The sequence below is a fragment of the Vreelandella boliviensis LC1 genome (assembly GCF_000236035.1).
GTDB classification, from domain to species: Bacteria; Pseudomonadota; Gammaproteobacteria; order Pseudomonadales; family Halomonadaceae; genus Vreelandella; species Vreelandella boliviensis.
Genome location: NZ_JH393257.1, coordinates 228,008 through 252,235 on the forward strand (window position 1 = coordinate 228,008; position 24,228 = coordinate 252,235).

General features: G+C 57.2%; 18 protein-coding genes and 1 pseudogene. 10 read left to right on the forward strand and 9 right to left on the reverse strand.

Features of this window, described 5'->3' with window-relative positions:
- The first annotated feature begins 53 nt into the window (after positions 1-53).
- The 4 genes from KUC_RS01020 to KUC_RS01035 are packed head-to-tail and all read left to right on the forward strand — an operon-like array spanning position 54 to position 5,154.
- On the forward strand, positions 54-1,556 hold the full coding sequence (locus KUC_RS01020) for an OpgD/OpgG family glucan biosynthesis protein (RefSeq protein ID WP_007111199.1): 1,503 nt from the start codon (positions 54-56) through the stop codon (positions 1,554-1,556).
- Positions 1,549-3,564, forward strand: a complete 2,016-nt coding sequence (mdoH, locus tag KUC_RS01025; protein ID WP_040479109.1) for a glucans biosynthesis glucosyltransferase MdoH — start codon at positions 1,549-1,551, stop codon at positions 3,562-3,564. Before KUC_RS01020 ends, mdoH begins: the two co-directional genes overlap by 8 nt.
- Positions 3,564-4,346: an FkbM family methyltransferase gene (locus tag KUC_RS01030; protein WP_007111201.1), complete on the forward strand. Its 783-nt coding sequence runs from the start codon at positions 3,564-3,566 to the stop codon at positions 4,344-4,346. The genes mdoH and KUC_RS01030 overlap by 1 nt, the downstream gene beginning before the upstream one ends.
- 34 nt (positions 4,347-4,380) lie before the next feature.
- The gene (locus tag KUC_RS01035) at positions 4,381-5,154 is read left to right on the forward strand and encodes a creatininase family protein (RefSeq protein WP_007111202.1); all 774 of its coding nucleotides are present in this window, start codon (positions 4,381-4,383) and stop codon (positions 5,152-5,154) included.
- 42 nt (positions 5,155-5,196) lie between these two features.
- Here KUC_RS01035 and ribA read toward each other — a convergent pair whose 3' ends face one another.
- The gene (ribA, locus tag KUC_RS01040) at positions 5,197-6,300 is read right to left on the reverse strand and encodes a GTP cyclohydrolase II RibA (RefSeq protein ID WP_007111203.1); all 1,104 of its coding nucleotides are present in this window, start codon (positions 6,298-6,300) and stop codon (positions 5,197-5,199) included.
- 148 nt (positions 6,301-6,448) lie between these two features.
- Between ribA and KUC_RS20260 the strand changes: the two genes are divergently transcribed.
- Positions 6,449-7,291 carry a RibD family protein gene (locus KUC_RS20260; RefSeq protein ID WP_007111205.1) on the forward strand — a complete coding sequence of 281 codons (843 nt, stop codon included), beginning with the start codon at positions 6,449-6,451 and terminating at the stop codon, positions 7,289-7,291.
- Positions 7,292-7,351: 60 nt separating this feature from the next.
- On the opposite strand, the pseudogene KUC_RS20265 reads toward KUC_RS20260, so the two are convergent.
- From KUC_RS20265 to KUC_RS01060, 4 genes and pseudogenes are all read right to left on the reverse strand, one after another.
- A pseudogene (locus KUC_RS20265) lies at positions 7,352-8,374 on the reverse strand (lysylphosphatidylglycerol synthase transmembrane domain-containing protein); the annotation flags it as partial.
- Positions 8,280-10,283 carry a glycosyltransferase gene (locus KUC_RS01050; protein ID WP_007111206.1) on the reverse strand — a complete coding sequence of 668 codons (2,004 nt, stop codon included), beginning with the start codon at positions 10,281-10,283 and terminating at the stop codon, positions 8,280-8,282. The gene KUC_RS01050 and the pseudogene KUC_RS20265, both read right to left, overlap by 95 nt.
- Positions 10,280-10,678, reverse strand: coding sequence for a 6-pyruvoyl trahydropterin synthase family protein (locus KUC_RS01055; protein WP_007111207.1), 399 nt, complete (start codon positions 10,676-10,678; stop codon positions 10,280-10,282). The genes KUC_RS01050 and KUC_RS01055 overlap by 4 nt, the downstream gene beginning before the upstream one ends.
- 27 nt (positions 10,679-10,705) lie before the next feature.
- The gene (locus tag KUC_RS01060; protein ID WP_007111208.1) at positions 10,706-11,725 is read right to left on the reverse strand and encodes a zinc-dependent alcohol dehydrogenase; all 1,020 of its coding nucleotides are present in this window, start codon (positions 11,723-11,725) and stop codon (positions 10,706-10,708) included.
- 391 nt (positions 11,726-12,116) lie between these two features.
- Here KUC_RS01060 and KUC_RS01065 point away from each other — a divergent pair, with 391 nt between their 5' ends.
- Positions 12,117-12,845, forward strand: a complete 729-nt coding sequence (locus KUC_RS01065) for a CDP-alcohol phosphatidyltransferase family protein (RefSeq protein ID WP_007111209.1) — start codon at positions 12,117-12,119, stop codon at positions 12,843-12,845.
- Here the strand turns inward: KUC_RS01065 and KUC_RS01070 are convergent.
- Positions 12,842-13,312 carry a GFA family protein gene (locus KUC_RS01070; protein ID WP_040479113.1) on the reverse strand — a complete coding sequence of 157 codons (471 nt, stop codon included), beginning with the start codon at positions 13,310-13,312 and terminating at the stop codon, positions 12,842-12,844. The two genes, KUC_RS01065 and KUC_RS01070, sit on opposite strands and share 4 nt — an antisense overlap.
- Before the next feature lie 183 nt (positions 13,313-13,495).
- Positions 13,496-14,455, reverse strand: coding sequence for a LysR family transcriptional regulator (locus tag KUC_RS01075; RefSeq protein WP_141243466.1), 960 nt, complete (start codon positions 14,453-14,455; stop codon positions 13,496-13,498).
- A 109-nt stretch (positions 14,456-14,564) separates the two neighbouring features.
- Here KUC_RS01075 and KUC_RS01080 point away from each other — a divergent pair, with 109 nt between their 5' ends.
- Positions 14,565-15,524 carry a sodium-dependent bicarbonate transport family permease gene (locus KUC_RS01080; RefSeq protein ID WP_007111212.1) on the forward strand — a complete coding sequence of 320 codons (960 nt, stop codon included), beginning with the start codon at positions 14,565-14,567 and terminating at the stop codon, positions 15,522-15,524.
- On the opposite strand, the gene KUC_RS01085 is transcribed toward KUC_RS01080, so the two are convergent.
- Positions 15,497-18,679: an efflux RND transporter permease subunit gene (locus KUC_RS01085; RefSeq protein WP_007111213.1), complete on the reverse strand. Its 3,183-nt coding sequence runs from the start codon at positions 18,677-18,679 to the stop codon at positions 15,497-15,499. The two genes, KUC_RS01080 and KUC_RS01085, sit on opposite strands and share 28 nt — an antisense overlap.
- A 6-nt stretch (positions 18,680-18,685) precedes the next feature.
- Positions 18,686-19,897: an efflux RND transporter periplasmic adaptor subunit gene (locus tag KUC_RS01090; protein ID WP_040479116.1), complete on the reverse strand. Its 1,212-nt coding sequence runs from the start codon at positions 19,895-19,897 to the stop codon at positions 18,686-18,688.
- A gap of 397 nt (positions 19,898-20,294) precedes the next feature.
- Here KUC_RS01090 and KUC_RS01095 point away from each other — a divergent pair, with 397 nt between their 5' ends.
- The 3 genes from KUC_RS01095 to KUC_RS01105 all read left to right on the forward strand — a co-directional run bounded on the left by KUC_RS01095 (position 20,295) and on the right by KUC_RS01105 (position 24,133).
- Positions 20,295-21,254 carry an AraC family transcriptional regulator gene (locus KUC_RS01095; protein WP_007111215.1) on the forward strand — a complete coding sequence of 320 codons (960 nt, stop codon included), beginning with the start codon at positions 20,295-20,297 and terminating at the stop codon, positions 21,252-21,254.
- A 337-nt stretch (positions 21,255-21,591) separates the two neighbouring features.
- On the forward strand, positions 21,592-22,152 hold the full coding sequence (locus KUC_RS01100) for a manganese efflux pump MntP (protein ID WP_007111216.1): 561 nt from the start codon (positions 21,592-21,594) through the stop codon (positions 22,150-22,152).
- 328 nt (positions 22,153-22,480) lie between these two features.
- Positions 22,481-24,133, forward strand: a complete 1,653-nt coding sequence (locus KUC_RS01105) for a sodium:solute symporter family protein (protein WP_007111217.1) — start codon at positions 22,481-22,483, stop codon at positions 24,131-24,133.
- Positions 24,134-24,228: the final 95 nt, after the last annotated feature.

Consider the following 24,228-nt stretch of genomic DNA (forward strand, 5'->3'; position numbering starts at 1 on the left):
ATTGTAACCATGTTGATAGGTGGCAAGTTCGTAGGTGGCGGGCTGGTAAGTGGATGGTATTAATAGGCTGTGCGTTCGCCTTACCGGCGTTTGCCGAAGACGATAGACACTTTAGTGCTGTCATTGAACGCGCCCAACAGCTTGCAGAAGAAGCCTATCAAGCTCCCGAAGAGACATTGCCCGAGGTTTTGAGTGAGCTTGATTACGATACCTACCGGCAAATTCGTTTTGATCCCGCCCAAGCCTATTGGCAAGACGAGAGCCCTTTTAGCCTGCAGCTATTTCACAGCGGCTTTATCTTTCAAACCCCGATTGCGCTGAATGTCATTGAAAACGACACGGCAACCCCCCTGCCCTTTTCGGCAGAGAACTACTCCTATGATGGCAATGCCGAAAAGCTCAAAGAGTACGATTTGTCCGCTAGTAATCACGCCGGATTTCGCCTCCACTACCCCTTAAACAGCGATGACTACGCCGACGAGTTTGTCGTTTTTCTTGGAGCTAGCTATTTCCGCCTAGTCGGGCGCGATCAGGCTTACGGGCTCTCCACCCGAGGTCTGGCGATCGATACGGCCTCTTCTGAAGGCGAAGAGTTCCCGGCATTTCGCGAGTTTTGGCTCTACAAACCCGACGCTGATGGCGAACAGATTGAGCTGCTGGCATTAATGGACAGCCCCTCGGTCAGCGGTGCCTACCGGTTTATCATTCAGCCGGGGGAGAATACCCAGGTAGAGGTCGAAGCGGAGCTGTTTGCTCGCGAAGATGTTGCCAAGCTGGGCGTCGCCCCGCTCACCAGCATGTTCACTTACGGTGAGGCAAGCCGCGAGCGGCCGGACGATTTTCGCCCCCAGGTGCACGACTCCGACGGCCTGCTGATGCATAACGGCAGCGGCGAGTGGATCTGGCGCCCTCTGAGTAACCCATCTCACGTGCGTACCTCTGCCTTTATAGACGACTCTCCCCAAGGCTTTGGGTTAATGCAGCGGGAGCGTGACTTTAACCGCTATCTTGATACCGAAGCCCAGTACCACCGTCGCCCCAGCCAGTGGGTTGTCCCGCTAGATGAGTGGGGGCCGGGCCGAGTAGAACTTGTTGAAATCCCTACCCCCGATGAGACTCACGACAATATTGTCGCCTACTGGGTGGCGGACGATACGCTGGACTCAGGCGACTCCCTGCGCTTGCACTACCTCACCCATACGCTGAATAGCCAGCCAGACGCACACAACCTTGGCCGAGCCATTCGCACTCGCCATGGGAGCGCAGGTGTGCCGGGGCAAGCGGACTCTCCCTCGCAAGATCAGCGTCAGTTTATCGTCGACTTTCAGGGTGGTGCCTTAGACAACATCGCCGCCGACCAGCCCGTCGAGCTCGATATCAGTTCCCAGCAAGGCAAGGTACTGCTACCTCAGGTCACCGCGCTGCCCAATAATGGCTGGCGGGCGAGTTTCCGCCTGCCCGCTAGCGATCAACCCAGCGATGTTCGCCTAAGACTGACCTTAAACGGCGAACCGGTTAGCGAAACCTGGAATTATGTGTGGTATCCCGATGCCTAATACACTGGAGATAACGCCATCGATCCCCTGGTTGAAAACCCGCCGGGGCATTCTCGCCATCATGGTGCTAATTTCCAGCGTGGCGGGCTGTATCGCCATGAACCGGGTAGCAGCAAGCCTCTCCATGGGCTGGCAGATCACCATGCTGGTGCTGTTTTCGCTGACCTTTACCTGGATTGCCCTGGCCTTCTGGGGAGCCGTATGCGGCTTTGTGGTGTGCGCGTTGCGGCGCGACCCGCTAAGCCTGCGCAAGCTGGATATGGAGGCGCCCAGCGCACGCCTGCTGGTGAGCCGCACCGCAATCGTGATGCCGATTTATGCCGAACCGCCCATCCCTACCTTTGCCGGGCTTGAAGCCACCTGCCATTCGCTGCTGAGTTACGCTATCAACGATAGTGATAAGAGCAGCGAGAATGGCGAAGCTGCGCGCCCTCTGAGCGAGCACTTTGAGGTGTTTATTCTTAGCGACACCCAAGACGCCACTATGGCCGAAGTGGAGGAGACCCACGTGGGGGCGCTACAGCGCCGTTTTGCTGACAAGCTCGCTATCCACTACCGGCGGCGCCCCAATAATGATGGTCGTAAAGTGGGCAATATTGCTGATTTTTGCCGCCGTTGGGGGCGCAATTACGATTATATGATCGTGCTGGACGCCGACAGTTTAATGAGCGGTGCTACGCTACTGCGTATGGTGCAACGCATGCAGCGCCAGCCTAGCATTGGCTTGATCCAGACAGTACCGATCCCAGTGGGGCAAAAAACCCTGTTTGGGCGCTTTACTCAGTTTGCGTCAGCGCTGTATAGCCCCATGCTGGCGGCTGGTCAGAGCTTCTGGCAGGGCGACGCCGCCAACTATTGGGGGCATAACGCCATTATCCGCACCCGTGCGTTTATGGATCACGCGGGCTTGCCCACCCTGCCCGGCAAACCACCGCTGGGTGGTGACATCATGAGTCACGATTTTGTTGAGGCTGCCCTACTCAAACGCGGCGGGTGGCAGGTGATACTGGATACCACCATTACGACAGCCGTATCCCGCCATGACCCTTACGCCAGCGCCTCCCATAATAGTTTTGAAGCGATGCCGAGTAATCTGCTCGACTTTGCCAAGCGTGACCGCCGCTGGCTGCAAGGCAACCTTCAGCACCTGCGTTTACTGGACGGCACAGGCCTGCACCCACTTAGCCGTATACACTTCTTCTATGGCGCTTTTGCCTATTTATCGTCGTTAGTGTGGCTAGGGCTTCTCGTGTGTACCAGCATACTGGTCTCTTACCACGCGCTCAGCGATGTTTCCGTAAATGGCCTACCCAAGCCACTCTCGTTGGGCTTACTGTCCGTCACTTTGGCGATGTTACTGGCACCTAAACTGCTCGGTTTTACACTGGCCTTCTGGCAAACACCCCACGCCTTTGGTGGTCGTCTTCGCTTACTGGCAAGCACCTTTCTGGAAATGCTGTTTGCTGCCTTGCTAGCCCCACTGATGATGGCGTGGCACAGCCTGTTTATTATTAACGTACTGCTGGGACGCTCTATCGACTGGCAAACCCAGCCCCGTGGTGAACGCTCACTGACCTGGCGTGAAACCTGGCAGCACGTGGGTTGGATGACGTTCACAGGCGTGGTTTGGGCAGGTGCTATGGTGACCTTTTCGCCGACAGCGTTTGGCTGGCTAACCCCGGCCTGGTTAGGCCTTGTGGGCGCAGCGCCGCTGGTTAAATATACCAGCAGCGGTACCTGGGGCGGCGTTGTGAGCCATCGTTTTGGGCTGCTTAAAACGCCTAGCATGTGTTTGAAACCGCCGCTGCTGGATGACTTCACCACCCTTGTAACCAGCAGTGATCCTCAACCACTCGACCCAGCTACTCAAGCGCCCTTCGCACTTCAGTTGCCCCCCGCTGAGCGTTTTGGCGAAATGCGCTGCCAATCTTTTCGGCAGTTTGATCGTCAGGGATTGGCAGCAGCGTCCACAACGATACCTACTTCAGCGTCCAGGGAGCCTAACTAATGCGGCGCATGGCGCTACAACGACTGCGTAGCGCGGGTGGGCTAGCCCGCTCGCTGTTTATTTATTGGCGGCCGGGGCGTCAACGCGGGCTCCAGCGCCTGTATCAGCCTTTTATTCAACCCGGTACCGTTGCCTTTGATATTGGTGCTCACTTAGGCGACCGTAGCGCGGCTTTTCATGCGCTCGGCGCCAAGGTGGTGGCGCTAGAGCCCCAGCCCGGACTGGCCAAGTGGTTTAAGCGCCTGGTGAAGCCGCCGACCATCACCTTGCTACCGATGGCTGCAGGCCCGACGAAGGGCTTTGCCGAAATTGCTATTAGCCCCGGCAACCCAACGCTTGCCACGCTTGCCACTGAGTGGCGAGAGAAAATAGGCGAACGCAACGCAGGCTTTAGCCAGATACGCTGGGAGCAACGCTTGCAGGTGGCGGTGACCACGCTGGATACGTTAATTGAAGAATATGGCGAACCGAGCTTTATCAAGATCGACGTCGAGGGCTTTGAAGCGGAGGTACTGGCGGGGCTAAGCTCCCCGGTGCCCGCGCTTTCGGTGGAGTTTGTTAGCGGTTCGTTAGAGGGTAGTCACGCCTGCGTGAGACATCTAAGCCGCCTTGGCGAATACCGTTATAATGTGGTGGTCGGTGAGCAGCGCCATTTCCGCTGGGCCGAGTGGCAAACGCCGCAAGCGGTTAGCGAGTGGTTAAATGCCGGAGCCGAACAATTGCCATCTGGCGATATTTACGCTTGCCGCTCAGACCATCCGCTACTGCTAGGTTCACTTTGATTTTTTTTGAATATTCTAATAGGCACGTCACGCAATGATTCACCACTGGCAAACCCTCACCGCACCGCAGTTAGCCGAGCTCACTCAGCACGACCCGGTAGCGGTACTGGTACTCGGGGCAATTGAACAGCACGGCACTCACCTCCCTTTAGCCACCGACCTCACCATTGGCGAGGGTCTCCAGGCAGCTATGCTGGAGCAACTAGATCCCTCCCTTAACGTGATCTGCCTACCGCCGATTGCGGTGGGCGCCAGCGATGAGCACGCCAGCTTCCCCGGCACGCTCAGCCTGCCCGCTCCGCTGGCGATTGCCACTCTAGAAGCCTACGGCGACAGCTTAGCCCGCACAGGCATTCGTCGCCTGGTGCTGCTTAACAGCCACGGCGGCAATAAGGCGGTGATGGATTTGGCAGGGGTAACCCTACGGCGGCGGCATGGCATGCGTGTAGTCAAAGCTACCTATACCCGGCTGCCGCCTTTAGAGGGCGCGATGGCCTTTGAAGAGTTGCGTTACGGGTTACACGGCGGGTTACTCGAAACCGCGATGATGCGCTATTTGGCGCCAGCGCTGGTAAAACTTGACGGCTACCAGGCCACCCCGCCGGCAGCGCCCCAAGGCGATGCCTTGGTTAGCCCAGAAGGTGCCGCAGCCTTTGCCTGGTTGGCGGAGGACTTAAACGCTCAAGGTGTCGCAGGCGATGCCAGCCACGCCAGCGCTGAATTAGGCGAACAGCTGGTTCAACACTACGCCCGCCAACTGGCAGCCGTGGTGACGGAAACCGCCCGCCTGCCGCCACTCACCAGCTAGCGAGGTCCTGTCATTAGGTTAGCGCCGATCGCTTAATACGGTTTAGCGCTGGCCGCTTAATACGTCTTCCAACAAGTGCCCGCCACGGGTTGCCTTGGCATTAAGGTAACGCTGATTATGGTCGGTAACGCTGCCGTACAGCGCTTGGCGTGATACCACTTCGATACCACCCTGGCGCAACGCTTCCATCTTCAAGGGGTTGTTGGTCAGCAGTTGCACCTGGTCGATGTTGAGCGCATTGAGCATATCCACCGCCACCGCATACTGTCGCTCATCGTCACCAAAACCGAGTACTTGATCCGCATCCACGGTATCCAGTCCACCATCCTGCAAGGTGTAGGCGCGTAATTTATTGGCTAGGCCAATGCCCCGGCCCTCTTGCGCCAAATAGAGCAGCACGCCGCCGCCCATGGCTTGAATATCCGCCACGGCGTTGCGCAACTGCTCGCCGCAGTCGCAGCGCAGGCTGCCAAACAGGTCGCCGGTTAAACACGCCGAGTGTAGGCGCAGTGGCACCGCGCCTTCCCAGCGCTCCGGCTTACCGATCACCACAGCAACGTGTTCACGCAGGCCGTCCGGTTCCCGGAAGAGTACAAAGCGGCTGTCAGCAGCACCCTCAAGAGGAATATTCGCTTCACTCACCCGCTTGAGCATACCCGACGACCCGGCAAGGCACTGTTCAGCATCTTTAGCGGTGACTTCCAGCAGCCGCCCTTCTGCCAGCTGCCGCTCAATATCCGCTGCGGCCTCTTCACTAACAAAGGCGCAGAGCGCTGCGGGGATTAGCAAGGCGCGGCGCATTAGGGTAACCGCGCCTAGTTCGGCTAATCCTGCCGGTTTTAAGCTGTTTAGTAGCCCACTAGCGGGTTTCGAAAGCATTTCCGCAGTGGCCAGGTTCTGCAGCTCACTGGTCGTAATGGGGGCCACTAGCGGCAAGCTGGCGGCCTCGGCGGTTAAGCTCATGCCCAGCGCTGCTAGGCGGTGACGGGTAAGCACCAGCGAAGGCCGCTCGCCTGCCAACTGGGCAAGCGCTTCGACTGACTCGCTACCTTCCAGCGCCTGCACTAGCAAACGTTTCTCACCAGCATTCACCACCACTGGCAATCCACGACGGATATCGAAAATAGCGCGTTCAATCTGGTACATGTAGGCCTCCTGGCTTCCTTACGAGGGGGATGGTGCACGCTTGCACTGAGTTGTTTGCTCTCAACTGCACAACTTCTTGCTCTGAGCAACTTGCTCTCAACTGACCAGAGCCCGCATGATGGAGCGGTTTTTTTAGCACGGAGGCGTCATGCCCGAATCCCATATCAACATTATTGCGCTGGAAGATGCCTGGGAATGGCTGCTGGCGTTGCGTCATCAGCGCTGTTGCGATGTGGCGATCACCTTGACGCCAAACGGCGAGTGGCAAACAGACAAACCGGTCGCCGCTGAGGCGCGTGAACTGCTCGATTGCCTGACCCCACTGGCCAGCCGACCGGCGTGGGTGGTGGCTCAACTGGGGCAGAGCTTGGATGGCCGCATTGCCACAGAAAGTGGTCACTCTCACTACATCAACGGTCACGAGAGTTTGGTTCACCTGCACCGTCTGCGCGCCATGGTCGACGCGGTGGTCGTCGGCGCGGGTACCGCCAGCGCCGATAATCCGCAGTTGACCGTGCGCCACGTTAGCGGCACTAACCCGACGCGGGTGGTGCTGGATCCACGAGGCCGCATTCCCAACGACTTGGCGCTGCTGAACACCGATAGCGCCCCGACGCTGCATATAGTCGGCTCTGCCGTGGGGGCTGAGTCGCAGGCGACGACGAGCTTGGCCCACGTTGAACGTTGCGTGTTGCCGCTGAATGCCAGCAGCCAGTTCAACCCCGATGATGTTGTCACCCTGCTGGCCGAGAAGGGCCTGCCGCGGGTACTGGTAGAAGGCGGCGGCATTACGGTTTCTCAGTTTATCGAAGCGGGTGCCGTTGACCGGCTGCACCTGCTGGTCGCCCCATTGCTGATCGGTTCCGGCAGGCCAGGACTTCAGATGACGCCCATCGAGACGCTTGAGAGTGCGCTGCGCCCGCCCACGCGAACCTTCCGCTGCGGTGACGACACGCTGTTCGACCTGCGACTGCGGGATACCACCGCCTGAGGACTGGGCTTTTTCACGACGGCTAAGCGCCACCCAAATGCCGGGTAGACTCGCCAGCAACACCAGCACACCGTAAGCCAACGACACTGCGACTCCTTGGGCAGAAGGCAGCCCAACCATCGCCCAGACCCCAGCCGCGGCGCCTTCACGCAGCCCCCAACCGGCCACCGAAAATGGAATCAGCATGGCCAGCAGCAGTACCGGTGTGAGCGCAAGCACTTCCAGCGTCGGTAGCTCTACGCCAATCGCCCGGGCCGCACAGACCATTACTAAGCCATAACTCAGCACAATCACTAGCGACGACAGCAACTGCCGAGGCCATACGCCGCGCTGCAATAAGCCACGCTTTACATCACGAGCCAGGGCTTGGCACCAGTCCGGAAGCCTTGCCAACCAATGGCTAAAAAGTTGACGCAACAACAGGCCGCTGACGATAACCAGCGCAAGGCCTGCCATCACGCTTAAGCCCACTGCAGTGATCACGGCCCCACCCAACGCGGCATACCAGAGCGGCGATAACAGCAGCGCCGTTAGTGTTAGCACCACCACTGCGACCTGCCCCGAGGCGCGTTCAATAATGACCGCTCGCCACGCGCGGCCCCTGGACTGCGCTTGCGTGGCATGGCGGTGCGCCCGCCCGGCGTCGCCTAATACACCGCCTGGTAGAAGTTGATTGACCAGCAGAGCCAAGTAGTACTCACGCAGGGCGTAAGCAAACCGCAGCGGCACATCAATAAGTCCGGCGGTAAACTGCCAGCGCCAGGCGCAAAGCATGATCTGTAGCGTGCTGATGGCTAACGCCAGCATGACCCATTCAGCGGAGAAGCGCTGCACCTCTGCCACGATAGCCTGAGGCTCAACCCATAGCGCTACCGCACCCAGCAACGCCAAGCTAACCACCACGCGTCTAAGCCATGGGCTTTGCAAGCCTATGCTTTTAGTACAAACGCTTAGCCGAGTGAACATCCCTTGAACAGGTCCCATAGGCTTAGGCCTCTTTCCTGGGCTTGGCAAACTGGGGCTTGGCAAACAGAGGCTTGGCAAACAGATCGCGATGCCCCACCCAAATACCCAGTTCGCCATTGGCCACCGCTTGCTGGCGCTGCTGCAGCCAGGTGGCAATGCGCGCCGCGGCTTCCGGGGTTTGCTCGGTGGCGGCTTCGGCCCAGCCTTCAAGCAGCGCCATCATCAGCGGCTGCTGAGCATGGTTGCCAGCGGCAAGCTGCCAAGGCGTTTCGGCTTGCTCGACGCGATAGTGCGCCCCCTCTAACGCGGCGACTAACGCCTGGTGGGCCAGACCGCCCAACGCATCGCCCAAGCCTTTATCGCGCTGCTGATGGGCAATAAACATCGCCAGCAGCCAGTGGTCTTCGTCATCCAGCACCGGCGCGCCTTGAGAGTCTATAAAGTGCCATTCGCCGGTCACGCTAAGCGCTATCAGCAGCGCTTGCTGCTGCCCGGCAATACGGGTCACCAAGGCGTCAATCCACTGCTGGGAGACCAGGTCCAGCAGCGCCGATGCGGTCACCAAATGCGCATCGTCGAGCGGCACATCGGCAAGCGGCTCCAGCGATACGCAGTGCGTCTCAACGGCCACGGGCTGCCCTCGGCTATCGCTTAGGCCAGCGGCGCGCTGGCGCGCCTGGGCTAACAAAAGGGCATCGTGATCGATCAGCTTCCAGCGCTGATGCCCGCTTAGGCGCGGCGCCAGAAAGCGCATATTACTGCCCCGGCCACAGCCAAGATCCGCTATCAACGGCGTTGGGGCGCGCGCGCTCAACCACTCTGCGGCAAACTCGGCAAGGCGCTGGCTGCGCGAATCAACATCAGCTGCCTCACGCAGCGTCAGCCAGTCGGACTCAAATTGGCTCCCTGCACGCAAGTGCGAGGAATCGGCTAGTGAGTTTGTTGTGGAACTGCTTGATAGGTTGGCTGGCGCAGTTAACGCCGCTGCAAAATTAGCCCCGGCTTCCTGCCAGTCGCTTAACCCATCGCGGGCCTGGGCAGCTCCCTGGCGCAATTGGTGGCGCAGCGCGTCTTCATGGCAAAAGCGGCTCAAGGTGTCTTGAAGCGCGTCGGCATCACCCGGCTCAACGCTCAACCCGGCGCCTGTAGGTAAGGTATCGCGTAGTGCACCGCCGGTGGTGGTAATCACCGGCAGGCCGTGGGCCAAGGCTTCGGTGACCACCATGCCGTAGCCTTCATACCAGGAGGGCAGCACCAGCGCGTGGGCGCTGCGATAAGCCGCTTCAAGCGTCTCGCTATCGCACTCGCCGTGAAGCTGCACGCTACCCTGCAAGCCGTTCTGATCAATCAATTGCTGCACGTGCTGGGTAAAGACGGTATCTCGTGCGCCGCCGTAGCAGTCGCACTGCCAGTGGTTACCGGCAACGCCCGACAACGCTTGAATAAGAATATCCTGTCCTTTGCGCGGCGTTAGCGTTGCCACACATAGCAAACGGAGTGTCTCACCAGACTCTGCTGCGGGGCTAATCGGCGCCTGGGCAACGCCCGGCTCAACCACGGTGATACTGGTATTGAGTGGTATGGCGTAGTGGGCCGCCAGCTCCGGTAAGCGCCGAGCGGTAAAATGGCTGGTGACGATAATCCGCGCCACGGGGGCAAGCGCGGTTAACTCACTACGATGAAAGCGCTGCTGATCGGCCTCGTTAAGGCCCAGCTCATCGCCTAGAGGGTGGTGCAGCAACGCTGTGATTTCCAGCCGCTGGCCATGTTGAGCAACTACCTCGGGCAGCGCCCCCATGGCTAGGCCATCAATTACCACCGACGATTGAGCGGGAAGCGACTCAAGGGCCTGGGTGAGCGCTGCTGCCGCCTCGGCATCCGCATCAGGGAATGTACCCGCCAAGCCCACAACGTCAATTTCCCAGCCCTGGTCACGCATGGCTGAGACAATCTGGGCATCGTAGATATAGCCACCGGTACGCTGAGCTGGGTCACCGGCAACGATAAGGGTAAACCGCTTACTCATAGCGCGCCTTCGTAGCTTGCCCAGGCCACATGGGATTCATGCAGCTTGACCTCCAAATGGGAAATCCCCTTGGCGGTGATGCCCATTTTGCCTTCACCAATCGCTTTGGCGAGCTGGTCAAAGATCACCTTAGCCATAAACTCGGTAGTCGTGTTTTTACCAGCAAATTCAGGCACTTCATCCAGATTACTGAAGTTGTAGTTTGCTAGTACCGATTTCACCGTTTCGCTGGCAAGGCCGATATCGATCACTAGGCCATCCTCATCCAGTTCAGGCCGCTGAAAGACCACATCGACAACATAGGTAGCGCCATGGGTACGCTGGGCAGGGCCAAAGATCTCCCCATTAAAGCTGTGGGCGATCATAAAGTGGTCACGGACACATAAACGGAACATAGAGACTCCAACTGATAGGTAAGTAGGTTATGAGGAGTAGCGCAGGCGGTGGCAGAGTTCAACACTGCCGGGGCCAAACAGCTTAGGGGCAAGCGTGGGCAATTGGGCAAAGTCACTTTCCCCGCTGATCAGTGCATCCAAGCGCTCGTCCACCAGCAGGCTCAACGCTAGCCGAAGGCGGCGCTGGTAGTCCCAGCGGGGGCGTAGTTTCGGCGACAGTTGGCCTACTTGGCTGGCCTTGAGCGTCAGCCGCTGGGAGTGGAAAGCCCCCCCCAACGGAATCGCGACATCCCCCTCGCCAAACCAGCTCATTTCGATAATGCGCCCTTCACTGCCGACTAATTCAAGGGCATGGCGTAAACCCGCTGATTGGCCACTGGCATGGATCACGCAATCTTGGTCGTAAGTAGCTTGTTCGGGAGTGCAGAATGCCACGCCCAACTGCTCGGCCAATTGGCGACGCTCTGGGTTGGTATCGACTAACTGGACGGTAACGCCGGGTATCTGGGCGCATAGATACGCCACCAAAGCGCCCACCACCCCCGCGCCAATCACACTGATCCGCTCACCCAGCATCGGTTCGGCGTCCCACACGCCATTAATGGCGGTTTCCATATTGGCAGCTAATACGGCGCGTTTGGCAGGTACGTTGGCGGGCACTTCCAGCACTGCCGAAGCAGGCACGATGTATTGATCTTGATGGGGAAACAGGCAGAAGATGGTTTTATTTAACAGCGTGTCCGGTCCTTGTTCTACGCGGCCAACGCTGCAGTAACCGTACTTGACCGGTGCAGGGAATTCACCCGATTGAAAGGGGGCTCGCATGCGTGAAACTTCGCTTTCGGGTACGCGACCATTAAACACCAGCGATTCGGTGCCGCGACTGATACCGCTGTACAAGGTGCGTACGAGCACCTCATCCTGGATAGGGGGGATAAGTTGTTCACGCCGCAACTCGCCTTGTGATGGGTTGATTACCCAGAAGGCGGTGGCCGAGGTTTCTTTGGCAACATAGCTGTTTCTGCCAACATCGTCAGGCGCCGACATGAGCGTTCCTTTTCGTTACGAGCCCCAATAAACCGGGCTCTTTTTCATTCCGTTGAAAGTGGCGTGGCGCCAATCGTCTGCAAGTTAAGGCGCTGCTAGTAAAGACGCTGCTAGTAAAGGCTAAGTTACACGCTGCGTTCCGTGGCCCCTGACCATAATGGAGGGCCACACACCGGGTGACTCCATGCAGAACAGTTTTCAATGGCTCACCTCCTTCAGCGTAGCGGGTGAAAAGAAAATATTCGATTAACCATTTGCAACAGCTGAAACTAATTCAACTATTATTTTGATCATATGGACAACCCTACCTTCTTCTACAAGAATGGTACATATAAAAATAGTTGCATCATTTATTTCAACTGCGGACAGCGACGCCGCTTCGTGAGCACCCATGCCGCTTTTTTCCAACACCTCTTCTTTTACCCTGCCTAAGCGGCTTTACAGCGCCGCTGAGTTACTGCTGGGTGGCTTACTGCTTATAGCTGTGGGAAAGGCCCTGCCGCTTTTAATGGCGACCCCCGCTAACTGGTGGGTGGCCATAGGCTTGTACACGTTGATATCCACCCTAGTTATCATCTTCTGGCCTTTCGGTTCATTGGGTTGGGCAAACCGGGTCACGCTGGCCCGTGCAGTATTGGTTGCACTAGTGGCGGGCGCGCTCGCCGCCAATGTCTTTGTAGGGGCAATATGGCAGTGGCTGGCTATCGCGGTAATCGCCCTGCTGCTGGATGGCGTCGATGGCTGGATTGCCAGGCGCACCAAAAGCCACTCCCGGTTCGGCGCGCGTTTTGATATGGAGTTGGATGCCCTGCTGATTTTGCTACTGTGTGCGGGATTGCTGCGACTGGAGTCATTGGGCCTTTGGGTGCTAATGATTGGCGGAATGCGCTACTGCTTTATCGCTGCCAGTTGGCAGTTCCCGTGGCTCTCACAACCGCTGTTTGATAGCTTTCGCCGCAAGGCCGTTTGTGTCTGGCAGGTGGTGGCGCTGTTGCTGGCATTAACCCCGTTGACCTCTCACTTTATGGCCAACCTTCTCGCCATCAGTGCGCTGATATCGTTAACGTATTCGTTTGGTTTTGACGTTTGGTGGCTATATCGCAAAGCACAAAGAGACTAGCGCTCCAACCCCTGGCGCTGGTGCCATTCGGCCAGGCTTTCATCCGGGTATTCATCGAAGCATTTATCTTGGAACTGCGCATTTACCTCGACCCAGTCGGCACGGCTTCCCAGCATCATGTGCGTTCGTTTGGGCGGTGTGGGTAAAGGAGTATCGACCGCTGAGGCGAAGGGATGCACAAGATCGGGCCAATCGGGGTCGTAAACCCACAATGATGTGGCGCAGTGCTTGCAGAAATGCCGCTCTCCCGTGCTTTGCACGCCGTTGATGACCGCGCGATAGACTGAGATGTGCTCATTTCCACTCACATTGAGGGTTTTACTCTCTCCACTGAGATTGATGGCGTAGCCACCACCGCCCGCCGTTTTGCGGCATACAGAACAGTAACAGCGATTGAAAGGATAAGGGTGGTGAGACTTCACACTGAACGTCACTGCCTGGCAGTGGCATGATCCTTTGAGCAACATAGTTACCTCCGTTTTCAGCGGTTACCCAAGACGAATATCAAGGCGCGACTGCGTGAAACGAGTGCGATCTTAAGCTCCCTCTTTAGTACTCTCTTAAGTTCTCTCTCAGGCCCTGTCTTAATATCTTAGCTTAGCGCATAGGATCTAGGCCGCTTTCAACGGGGATAATTATGAGTCAAGGCGTCAACGCTCAGCCTTTAAGGCTCGAAGCAATGCAGCAACGGCCACCTCCCCTTCGGGCTCGTCAAACGCTTGTGCCAGCGAACCTTGTACATGGCTCAAAAAACGAATGGCGGCGGGAGGTAAGCGGCGTTGTCTTCTGATCACAAAGTGCCAACGACTTTTCAGGGGAAAGCCCTGCAGCGGCAGCTCTTGGACGCCGTTGGGCGAGTCCGCAACAACGTGGCGAGACAGCACCGCTAGGCCCATGTTTGACGCTACCGCAAGCCGAATCGCCTCGTTACTGGCGATCTGCTGGGTTGAGCGCAGCTCAATACCCGCACTGTACAGCCAGGCATCAAAAGTATGCCGAGTCGCAGAGCCCGGTTCGCGCAGCAGAAATCGCTCCTCTTTGAGTGCGTCCATGCTGAGACCCTCTACGCTTGCCCAACGACAATGCTGCGGCCCGACCACTACCAATGGATTACTCAGAAAAGGCGCGGCTAACACATCGTCATCAATGGGCGGGTGGCTAAATACGTAGATATCATCCTCATGACGCTCAAAACGATTGAGCATCTGTTGGCGATTACCTATCTCCACCGTGACATCTACCTGGGGGTTAGCCTGACTAAACGGCCCTAACAGCCGTGGCAGTACATATTGCGCGGTGTTCACCAAGCCGATACTGAAGTGCCCGCGCCCTCCGCGGTTGTACTCTTCCAAGTACTGACTAAACACATCGGCACGGCTAAGCAAGTCTTGGCTAAGGTGATAAAGCGCCTGACCAACCTCGGTGGGCACCAAGCGACCTTCCTCGTGGCGCACAATCGGTTCACCGACAATCTCTCTCAACCGCTTTAGCTGCTGAGACACCGTGGGCTGGGTCAGGTGAAGCCGATTTGCTGTGGCCGTCAGTGAGCCTGTGCGAACCACATCGGCATAGACCTGTAGCAAGCGAAAAGTGAGTTGCCGTACTTTCATAATCAACACCATAGATAATCATCTATGACTATATAAAGTTTATTTGTTTTCATCAATCACTTTGAATCGCTAAAGTAGCCGCTTTGAAACCCCCTCAAGGAGTTTGTCCGTGCCGGATATTGTGGTGATGTTTTTTGTACTAGGCGTGGTTGCCGGTGTGGTGCGCTCCGATCTCAGTATCCCCAAAGCCGCTTATGACATATTGAGCCTGCTGCTGATGCTGACCATTGGTCTTAAAGGCGGCATGGCGCTAAATGGCAGTTTGAGCTTATCGCTATTGATTGAGTTGGCTGGTGTTACCCTGCTGGGGATCATCATTCCACTGATTATCTTTCCGGTGGTTCACTATTGGGTGAGGCTATCCATTGCCGACAGTGCCAGCCTTGCGGCCCACTACGGCTCCGTTAGCGCCGGCACGTTCGCCGTGGCCCTGGCGTATACCGAAGCGCATAGCCTAATAACAGGTGGGCAGGTAACGCTTTACCTGGTACTGCTCGAACTGCCCGCCATCATGCTGGGCCTGTTGCTCTACCGGCGCTTCAGCCGTAAGAAGACCGCTGATACAACGTCAGAGCCAATCAAAACTTCCGGGCTGTGGCACGAGACTCTGACCAATCGCGGCGTGATCCTATTGGTGGGCGGTGTACTTATTGGCTGGCTATATGGCCCCGATGCCGGTGAGTCGGTGACTGGCCTGTATACCAAAGCCTTCCATGGCATTCTGGCGCTGTTCCTGTTGGAGATGGGCCTGGTCGCGGCAGAAACACTGCGCAGCCTGCGGTGGGGGCACAGCCGTCTGATTATATTCGCGCTAGCGGCACCTATCGTGCTTTCCTGCTTTGGCCTGCTAATGGCGTACTGGCTAGGACTACCCGCTGGCTCAGCGGTTATTCTGGCGAGTCTTACCGCCAGCGCCTCTTACATAGCCGCCCCCGTCGCCGTTCGCGCCGCGATTCCAGACGCCAACATTGGCCTGGCCATGTTGGCGTCATTAGGACTTACCTTCCCCTTTAACGTGCTAATCGGCATTCCGCTCTATCATCAACTTTGGGCATGGCTGGTAGGATGAGGTGAAGCATCCAACGTAGCGCTGTGATGGCTGACCAATGGGCCAGACAGTTTACGCAGCGCCACGTAGAACACCGGCGTGAGGAACAAGCCAAACAGGGTGACGCCAATCATACCCGCGAACACCGCCGTACCCAGCGCCGCCCGTACCTCGGCTCCCGCGCCGGTGGCAACCACCGATGGCAACACTGCCGCCGTGAAAGCGATCGACGTCATGATGATCGGCCGCAGCCGCAGCCGGCAGGCTTCAAGGGCTGCTTCCACTGTGCCCTTGCCCTGCAGTTCAAGCTCGCGGGCGAATTCCACGATCAGGATAGCGTTCTTACACGCCAGGCCAATCAGCACCACCAGCCCCACCTGCACGAAGATGTTGTTGTCACCCCCGCCAAACCAAACACCAATCAGCGCCGCGAGCATCGACATGGGCACGATCAGAATCACCGCCAGCGGTAGCGTCCAGCTCTCGTAGAGGGCCGCCAGCACCAGAAATACCAGCAGGATCGACAGCGGGAAGACCACCAGCGCCGCATTCCCTTGAGTGGATTGCTGATAGCTTAAGTCAGTCCACTCCAGCGCCATGCCCGGAGGCAGCACCTCTTCCGCCAGAGCGTTGATGGCGTCCATCGCCTGGGCGGAAGAAAGCACGCGTGGGTCAAATTCTCCGGCTAGGTCTGCTGCTGGGTAGCCGTTGTAGCGCAGCACTGGGTCTGGCCCAAAGGTTTGCGTGATGTTCACCATCGTGCCGATAGGCACCATTTCTCCCTGGTCGTTGCGGGTGCGCAGGCGGGCGATGTCCTCGACGCTGGCCCGGAAGGGGGCATCCGCTTGGGCGATCACCTGCCAAGTACGCCCAAAGCGATTGAAGTCATTCACATAGGTCGAGCCAAGATAGGTCTGCAGGGTGTCGAACAGCTCGGTCAAGGGCACGCCCTGAGCCTTGGCCCTCAACCGATCCACCTCGGCATCCAGCTGCGGCACGTTGGATTGATAGCTGCTGATCGGAAAACCCATTCCCGGCGTTTGCGAAATCGCGCCCTGGAGTTGGGTAACCGCCTCCTGTAGCGCCCCATAGCCAAGATTGCCGCGGTCCTCGATAAACAGCTGAAACCCGGAACCATTGCCCAGCCCGAGAATCGGCGGTGGCATAAACGAGAATGCAAACCCCTCTTTTAAGCCGCCAATGCCTTGATTGATTCGGGCATTTATCTCCGCAGCACTCAGGCTGCGCTCACCAAAGGCGCTGAGGGTAAGAAACGCCACACCGGTGTTGGAGGTGTTAGTGAACTGCAGCGCGTTCAGGCCGGGAAAGGCAATGGCGTGCTCCACGCCCTCGGTCTCCATGGCAATATCCACAACGTCCTGAAGCATCTCGTCGGTTCGCTCCAGAGACGCCCCTTCCGGCAGGATGACGCCGGCAATCAGGTAAAGCTTGTCCTGCACTGGAATAAAGCCAGGCGGTACCGCCTTGAACATCACGCCGGTGCCCAGCAGCAACAGCGCGTAGATCACAAAGACCGCGCCACGATGCTTCAGGGAACGGGCGACGCCGCCCTGGTACTTGTTGGAGCTGGCGTTAAAGAAACGGTTGAAAGGACGGAAAACCCAGCCAAAAAGCTTATCGATTACGCGGGTGAGTCGATCTTTGGGCGCGTCATGGGGCTTGAGTAGCATCGCTGCCAACGCAGGCGACAGGGTCAGCGAGTTGATGGTGGAGATCACCGTGGAGATGGCAATCGTCACCGCGAACTGACTATAGAATTGACCGGTCACCCCCGACAGGAAAGCCATGGGAATAAACACCGCACACAGGACTAGGCCCACGGCGATGATAGGGCCGGATACCTCTTGCATAGCCTGATGAGCAGCGGCCTGGGGCTTCAGGCCCTCCTCGATGTTCCGCTCCACGTTTTCCACCACCACTATGGCGTCGTCCACCACAATGCCGATGGCCAGCACCAGCCCAAAAAGGGTCAGCGTGTTGATGGAGTACCCAAGCAGGTAGAGCGCCCCAAAGGTGCCGATCACCGATACCGGCACCGCAAGCAGCGGGATAATAGACGCTCGCCAGGTCTGCAGGAACAGCGTGACGACCAGCACCACCAGCAGCACGGCTTCCAGCAGCGTCTTCACCACGGACTCAATCGAGTCATTCACGAAGATGGTAGTGTCGTAAACCGCTTCATACTCCACGCCTTCCGGGAACTGTTCGGACAGCTCGTCCATGGTGGCGACCACCTGCTCTCGGATATCCAGCGCATTGGCGCCCGGCGCCTGGAATATCCCCACACCCACCGCGTTATTGCTGTCCAACTGCGAGCGCAGCGTATAGTCCCCGGCGCCCATTTCCAGCCGGGCCACATCCGAAAGCCTGAGTATCTCGCCACCCTCGCCGCGCTTCAGCACGATGTCGCCAAACTCCTCCACCGTTTCCAGCCGCCCACGGGCGTTGATCAGGGTAAGAAAGTCACTATCTTCAATGGGTTCGGCACCCAATTGCCCCGCAGAGACCTGCACATTCTGTTCGCGCATGGCCCCGACCACATCACTGGCCGTCAGGCCACGAGCGGCTATTCGATCAGGATCGAGCCACGCCCGCATGGCGTAGTCCCCTCCGCCGAAGATTTGCGCGTCCCCAATCCCTTCGAGCCGGGCGAGACGATCGCGGACATTCAGCCGCACATAGTTGCGCAAATAAAGGGTGTCATATTCACCGCTGGGCGAGGTTAGGTGAACGACCATCAGAAACGTCGGCGACTGTTTCTGGGTAGTGACACCTTGACGACGCACGGCTTCCGGCAACCTAGCCTCTGCCTGGCTAACGCGGTTCTGTACGCGAACGGCCGCCTGTTCAGCATCGGTACCGGGACGGAAGGTGACGGTCATCTGCAGTACGCCATCAGAACCCGCAACAGACTTGAGGTACATCATGTCCTCGACGCCATTGATGGCTTCTTCCAACGGCGTCGCCACGGTCTCTGCGATCTCCTTTGGGTTAGCGCCGGGGTAGACCGTGCGAACGACCACCGATGGCGGCACCACGTCCGGGTACTCGCTAATGGGCAGGTTGGGAATAGAGATCAGCCCCACCGCAAGAATAATGATCGACAGCACCGCCGCAAAAATCGGTCGGTCAACGAAAAAACGGGAGAAATTCATGGCGGTTTACTCCTCCCTGGACGCAATGGTGGGCTGGGCCTCGGCAATAGGGACAGCGGAAATAGGGGTATCGACAGCTGGGGCGGCCGCTACGCTTTGCGGGCTCACTTCCATTCCGGGGAAGAACACTTTTTGCACGCCATTGACGATCACTCGATCACCCGCTTGGAGCCCATCGGTAATGACTGTTTGTTCTGCCACCTGCCGCCCTGTGGTTACCTGGCGCTGCTCTGCCAGGTTATTCTCATTGACGACATAGACGTAGCGGCGATCCTGATTGGTCAGCACTGCCTTGCGATCCACCAGTAATGCTTGCTCTAAACGAGCGACCGGCATTTCGACCCGTGCAAACTCTCCAGGCCGAATGCGGCCATCTGGATTGGCCAGCACCGCCCGGAATTGCAGGGTGCCCGTATTGGGGTTTAAGCGGTTGTCGATAAAGTCCAGGGTGCCCGTGTACTGCCGCTGCGGGTCGCCGCCCAGCTCGATTGTCAGGCTATTCGTCGCGTCAACGGTCAATAATGCCTGGCTGGCAAACGCGGCCTGCTCATCTGCCTCAAAGTAAACGTGTACCGGATCAATGCTTACCAGCGTGGTCAGCAGGCTCTGATCGGCATTGGCCAGATTGCCGCGGGTCACCATTGCCCGACCGGCACGGCCACTGACCGGCGCCGTAATACGGGTATACTCAAGGTCTAGCTCGGCGGTATCTAACGCCGCTTGGGCGGCATCCACCATAGCCCGCGCACTGTGCAAAACCGCCTGACGCTGGTCATGCACCTCCTGGGATATGGCCTGGCGACCCAGCAGCACCCGGGCACGCTCGGCTTCACTACCCGCCTGAGCCAGTTGGCTCCTGGCTTGAGCAAGCTCCGCTTGGGCGGCACCTATACGCGCCTGGTAAGGCCGCTGGTCGATTAGGAACAACAGATCTCCTTGCTCTACCAGCTCGCCCTCTTCGAATGCCACCTCTTGAATATAGCCGCTAACCCGAGCTCTTAACTCCACCGTTTCTGCGGCTTCCACACGCCCGGTGAATGACTCACTCAATACCAACGGCTGAGCGACGATTTGCGCTACTTCAACCTCTGGCGGCGGCGTAGGCGCTGCCGCCTCCTCGCTCTTGGCCTCACAGCCAGCTAGTAAGACCATTATTAGCAAAAACGGGATCACCGCTCGGCTGCTTGCAAAGCGGGCTCTTTGAGACAAACTTCCCATGATGACTTGCTCCCCTGGCTATCGGTATTCGATAGCAGCGTTCGTTATATAGATGGGTGTCGCGTTGGCAGTTATGTAGTCGGTTAAGCAACGCCAGATTCGACCAGAGACCAAGCACCGACCGGATATCAGCTAACATAGGTGAAGTGAGAGCGTGGGAGGTATCAGGTTCCTGCGGGAAGATTGCCTAATTCTGTCGTGGCGAGTGAAAGCCTAAATAGGAGTGTGAGGCGAGATAACGACCTATTTCAGTGCATAGGCACAATGACAAGGTGATGACACTGAGTGCGAATTGTCGGTTTCTACGGAGTGCTTGCCTAATTCTGCAAAACAAGCCGAAAAGCCTTCGATTCCTCAAGCAAGGGCATATACTGCAAACTGTTAAGGAGAAGAGCCCGTGACCGTTATCGCACCTGAACAGATCACCCATTTCAGCGACAGCCTGCCGCAGCAATTGAGCCACATCGTCCGCCGCTGGTCGCCCCTGGAAACACTTCAGGACACGGCGATTGCCGAAGTTCAACTGGTGCGCACTGACGCCCCTTCCAGTTTTCACTGCGCCGTCTATGAACCGTGCCTGTCCTTTGTCATTCAGGGCAGCAAGACCGTGTTACTGGGTGACAAGGAGATCGTTTACACCGGCCCCAGCTACATGGCGAGCGCCGTTCACTTACCGGTGGTAGGCAGGATTGACCATGCCTCTCCAGAAAAACCCTTCCTGGCGGTAAAAGTCTCTGTGGATCCTCAGGAAGTAGCGGGGCTGATACTGGAACTGGGTGATAAGGCACCGCTTGGGGGGAATGATGCTATCTGCCCCGAGATGGACTGCGGATTAACGTCGGCTCCCATGGATGCCCGTATGCAGGGCGCGCTCTTTCGCTTATTAAGCCTGCTCGACTCCCCGGAAGATATTAAGGTGCTTTCGCCCTTGGCCCGGCGGGAGCTGATCTACCGGGCATTAATGGGCGCACTGGGGCCACATATGCGCCGATTTGCCGCCTCTGACTCCCAAGCTAGTCGGATTGCGCAGGTTATCTACACCCTTAAAGAGCACTATGCCCAGCCGCTTAAGATCCGTGAGCTGGCAGACGCGGCCAATATGAGCGAATCGACGCTTTATCACAGTTTCCGTCAAGTCACTCGCATGTCGCCCCTGCAGTACCAGAAGAAGCTTCGCTTGCATGAAGCCCGGCGGCTAATGCTGGCCGAAGGACTGGAAGCGGCCACCGCCAGCTATCGTGTGGGTTACGAAAGCCCTTCCCACTTCAGCCGCGAATATAGCCGCATGTTTGGCGCGCCACCTCGCGCTGACGTTAGCCAGTTGCGAGGTGCACACGCTTTATCACAGCCCGCCTAGGTGCCAATCTTTTAAGCGGGCATTCTTAAATATTTAAACCGTTACCCCTTCGTTTCAAATCACTCAACAACACCACTTTTAAAAGGTAAAAAAAACGCTAAAAATCATTAAACATTAAAATCCCAACAAAATAAGCTAACACACACATTGTTAGCCACGGCTATATTAGTTCGCATCTACAAACTTTATTTTTCAACCAGCCTGCTTATTTAAGCATTAAAGCATGCTAGCATTCGTCGCTATTAACCACCCTATATTTACACTCAGACATGGTTTTTTAATGCCATGTTCTTGGGTTTATATACTCGGTACTTTTCAGCGAGAGAATGTATCTTTTATGACTCCCATCACCCTGCTATTCCTGGCTGTTTCTATGTCAGCGGATGCCTTTGCCGCCTCTATCAGCAAAGGCGCTGAGCTGCAAAAGCCCCGGTTCCGCCATGCAGTGGGTATTGGCTTGGTATTTGGCATAATCGAAGCTATAACGCCTCTACTAGGCTGGGCGGCTGGCAAGGCGGCACAACAGTATGTGCAGGCCTGGGATCACTGGGTAGCCTTTACCCTGTTGTCGGTGATTGGCCTACATATGATTTATGCCGGGCTCAAAAAAGAGAACAAGATAGAGCACCGTAAGCAAACCTTCTGGCTATTAATCCTAACCGCCACCGCCACCAGCATCGATGCCATGGCCGTCGGCGCTAGTCTTGCGTTTATCGATGCCAGTATCATCGCCACCAGCCTGGCTATCGGCCTCGCGACTACGGTAATGGCATCTATGGGCACACTCCTGGGCAATAAGCTTGGCAAGTTTGTTGGTCACTGGGCAGAGCTTATCGGTGGTGTTGTGCTGATCGGAATTGGCTTAGCAGTATTGGCAGAGCATACGGCGTTTTTTTGAATAATTCCCGCCCCGCCAACCTTCCTATTGCCCCAGTCCATTAGGGCTTCAACCTGTACTGTTCGAGTTTAAGGGAGTAGGGTAGCCCTCTGGATCGACTCCCCCAGCGCTTTGTTTGGATTCACTGTGGAAGTCCATCTGCCTCCCTATTTAAGGCGTTTCCAACGCCTGACACTTGCACGACCAGATCGCCAACCGTGATCTCATCTCGCTACAGACATAACTAGGAAGTTGATCTGTTTTTTGCTTACGTCCTTTGGCGGCCACTCCGTAATGGAATGCTGGTTGCTATTTAGGATGCTAAGGCTGCAAAGCCTATGGGTATTCAATGAACGAAGAAAGTTTCTATCAATTCTCGACCGTGACTGTCCTCGCCTTGTTGGCATTTTTTTACGGCGGCACTTATCTGCTGACCTTGCTGATCAAGAAGAAAAAGGAAAATACCGACGCCTTTATGGTGTCCAATCACCAGATCGGCTTTGGCCTTGGCGCCGCCAGCATGACCGCCACCTGGATCTGGGCAGCCTCGTTTTACGGCGCCGCCACCTCGGGTTATACCTACGGCATTTCCGGCCCTTTGCATTACGGGCTATGGGGCGCGCTGATGATTCTGTTCATCTACCCCTTTGGTCGGCGCTTTCGCAAACTGGCGCCCAATGCGCACACCCTGGGTGAGCTTATCCACGCCCGCCATGGCTCTTCAAGCCAACTGATTCTTGCCTCCTCCAACATCCTGGGCAGTATCATCAGCCTGATGGTGAACTTCACGGCTTCCGGTGCGCTGGTCTCGGTACTCTCGCCACTCTCCTTCCAGGCCGGGGTGGTTATTGCGGGGGTCGGGGTACTCGGCTACACGCTGTGGTCGGGTTTCCGCGCCTCGGTGCTGACAGATTTTGCCCAGCTAATGGCAATGATGGCCGTCGCCATTCTGATTATTCCAGCGGTGATGTTCGCCCTCGGCGGCCCGCAAACGCTATCCGACGGCATGAGTCTACTGACGCCCGAACAGGCGAATCTGTTCTCGATGGACGCTATCCTCAATCAAGGTGCGCCCTTCTTTGTGGCAGTGCTGGCCTACGCCATTGGCAACCAGACCATTTCCCAGCGGCTATTCGCCGTGCGTGAAGACCACATCAAGCCGACCTTTATTACCGCGACCATTGGTTACGGTGCGATCGTTATCGGCCTGGGCATGATTGGTTTGATGGCGCTGATGACCGGTATGGAGCCCATCGGTGGCGACATGAACAACCTTATCCCGCAGATGGTTTCGATGTACCTCTCGCCGGTGTTTATCGCACTGTTCTTTATCCTGGTGATCGGCTCGCTCTCCTCTACCGCCGACTCGGATCTTTCCGCCATGTCAGCGATTGTGATGGCCGATGTATATGGCAAGAACATCGCTAAAAACAAACCTGATCCCACCAAGATGCTGTTTATCGGCAGACTGACCATGGTCGTCGCGACGCTGATTGGGGTGATTCTCGCCAGCTTCTCCATGGATATTCTGATCATGCTGGTCTTTGTTGGCGCACTCTGGGGCGCAATTGTGTTCCCGGTCATCGCCAGCTGCTTCTGGGACCGAGTCACCAACACGGCCTTCACATCCGCGGTCATCGCGGGCCTGGTGATGTTCTGCGTCGCTCGATTTGAGTTGCTGCCCTTGGTCGGCGTGGTCGGCGGGCTATTTGAATTACTCGCCGCCGTAGGCGGTGGTGTGGTGCTCGGCCTGATGGCCTTTGGGTTCTGCGGGCGCCGGGTTGGTTTGGTTTTCGGCACACTCTGCGCGATCGTGCTGGCCTACTTCAGCGTTGGATTCCTGCGGGACTACACGGTGCTACTGGCTTCATTAATAGCCTACGGCGTCAGCACGATTGTCTGCATCGCTGTCAGCCTGATGAGTTCCAGCAAGTTCGACTTCTCGCAGATCGATCAGAAAGTGATCAACTACGACCCGGCCAAGCCTGCTACGCAAGCCTAAGCCGCGTATCACGCTAAAGTCACTTCATCCGCTGGTGTGCCACCGCGCACCAGCCAGATAAAAGGAAAGCACATGCAAACCTTTATATTGGCGTT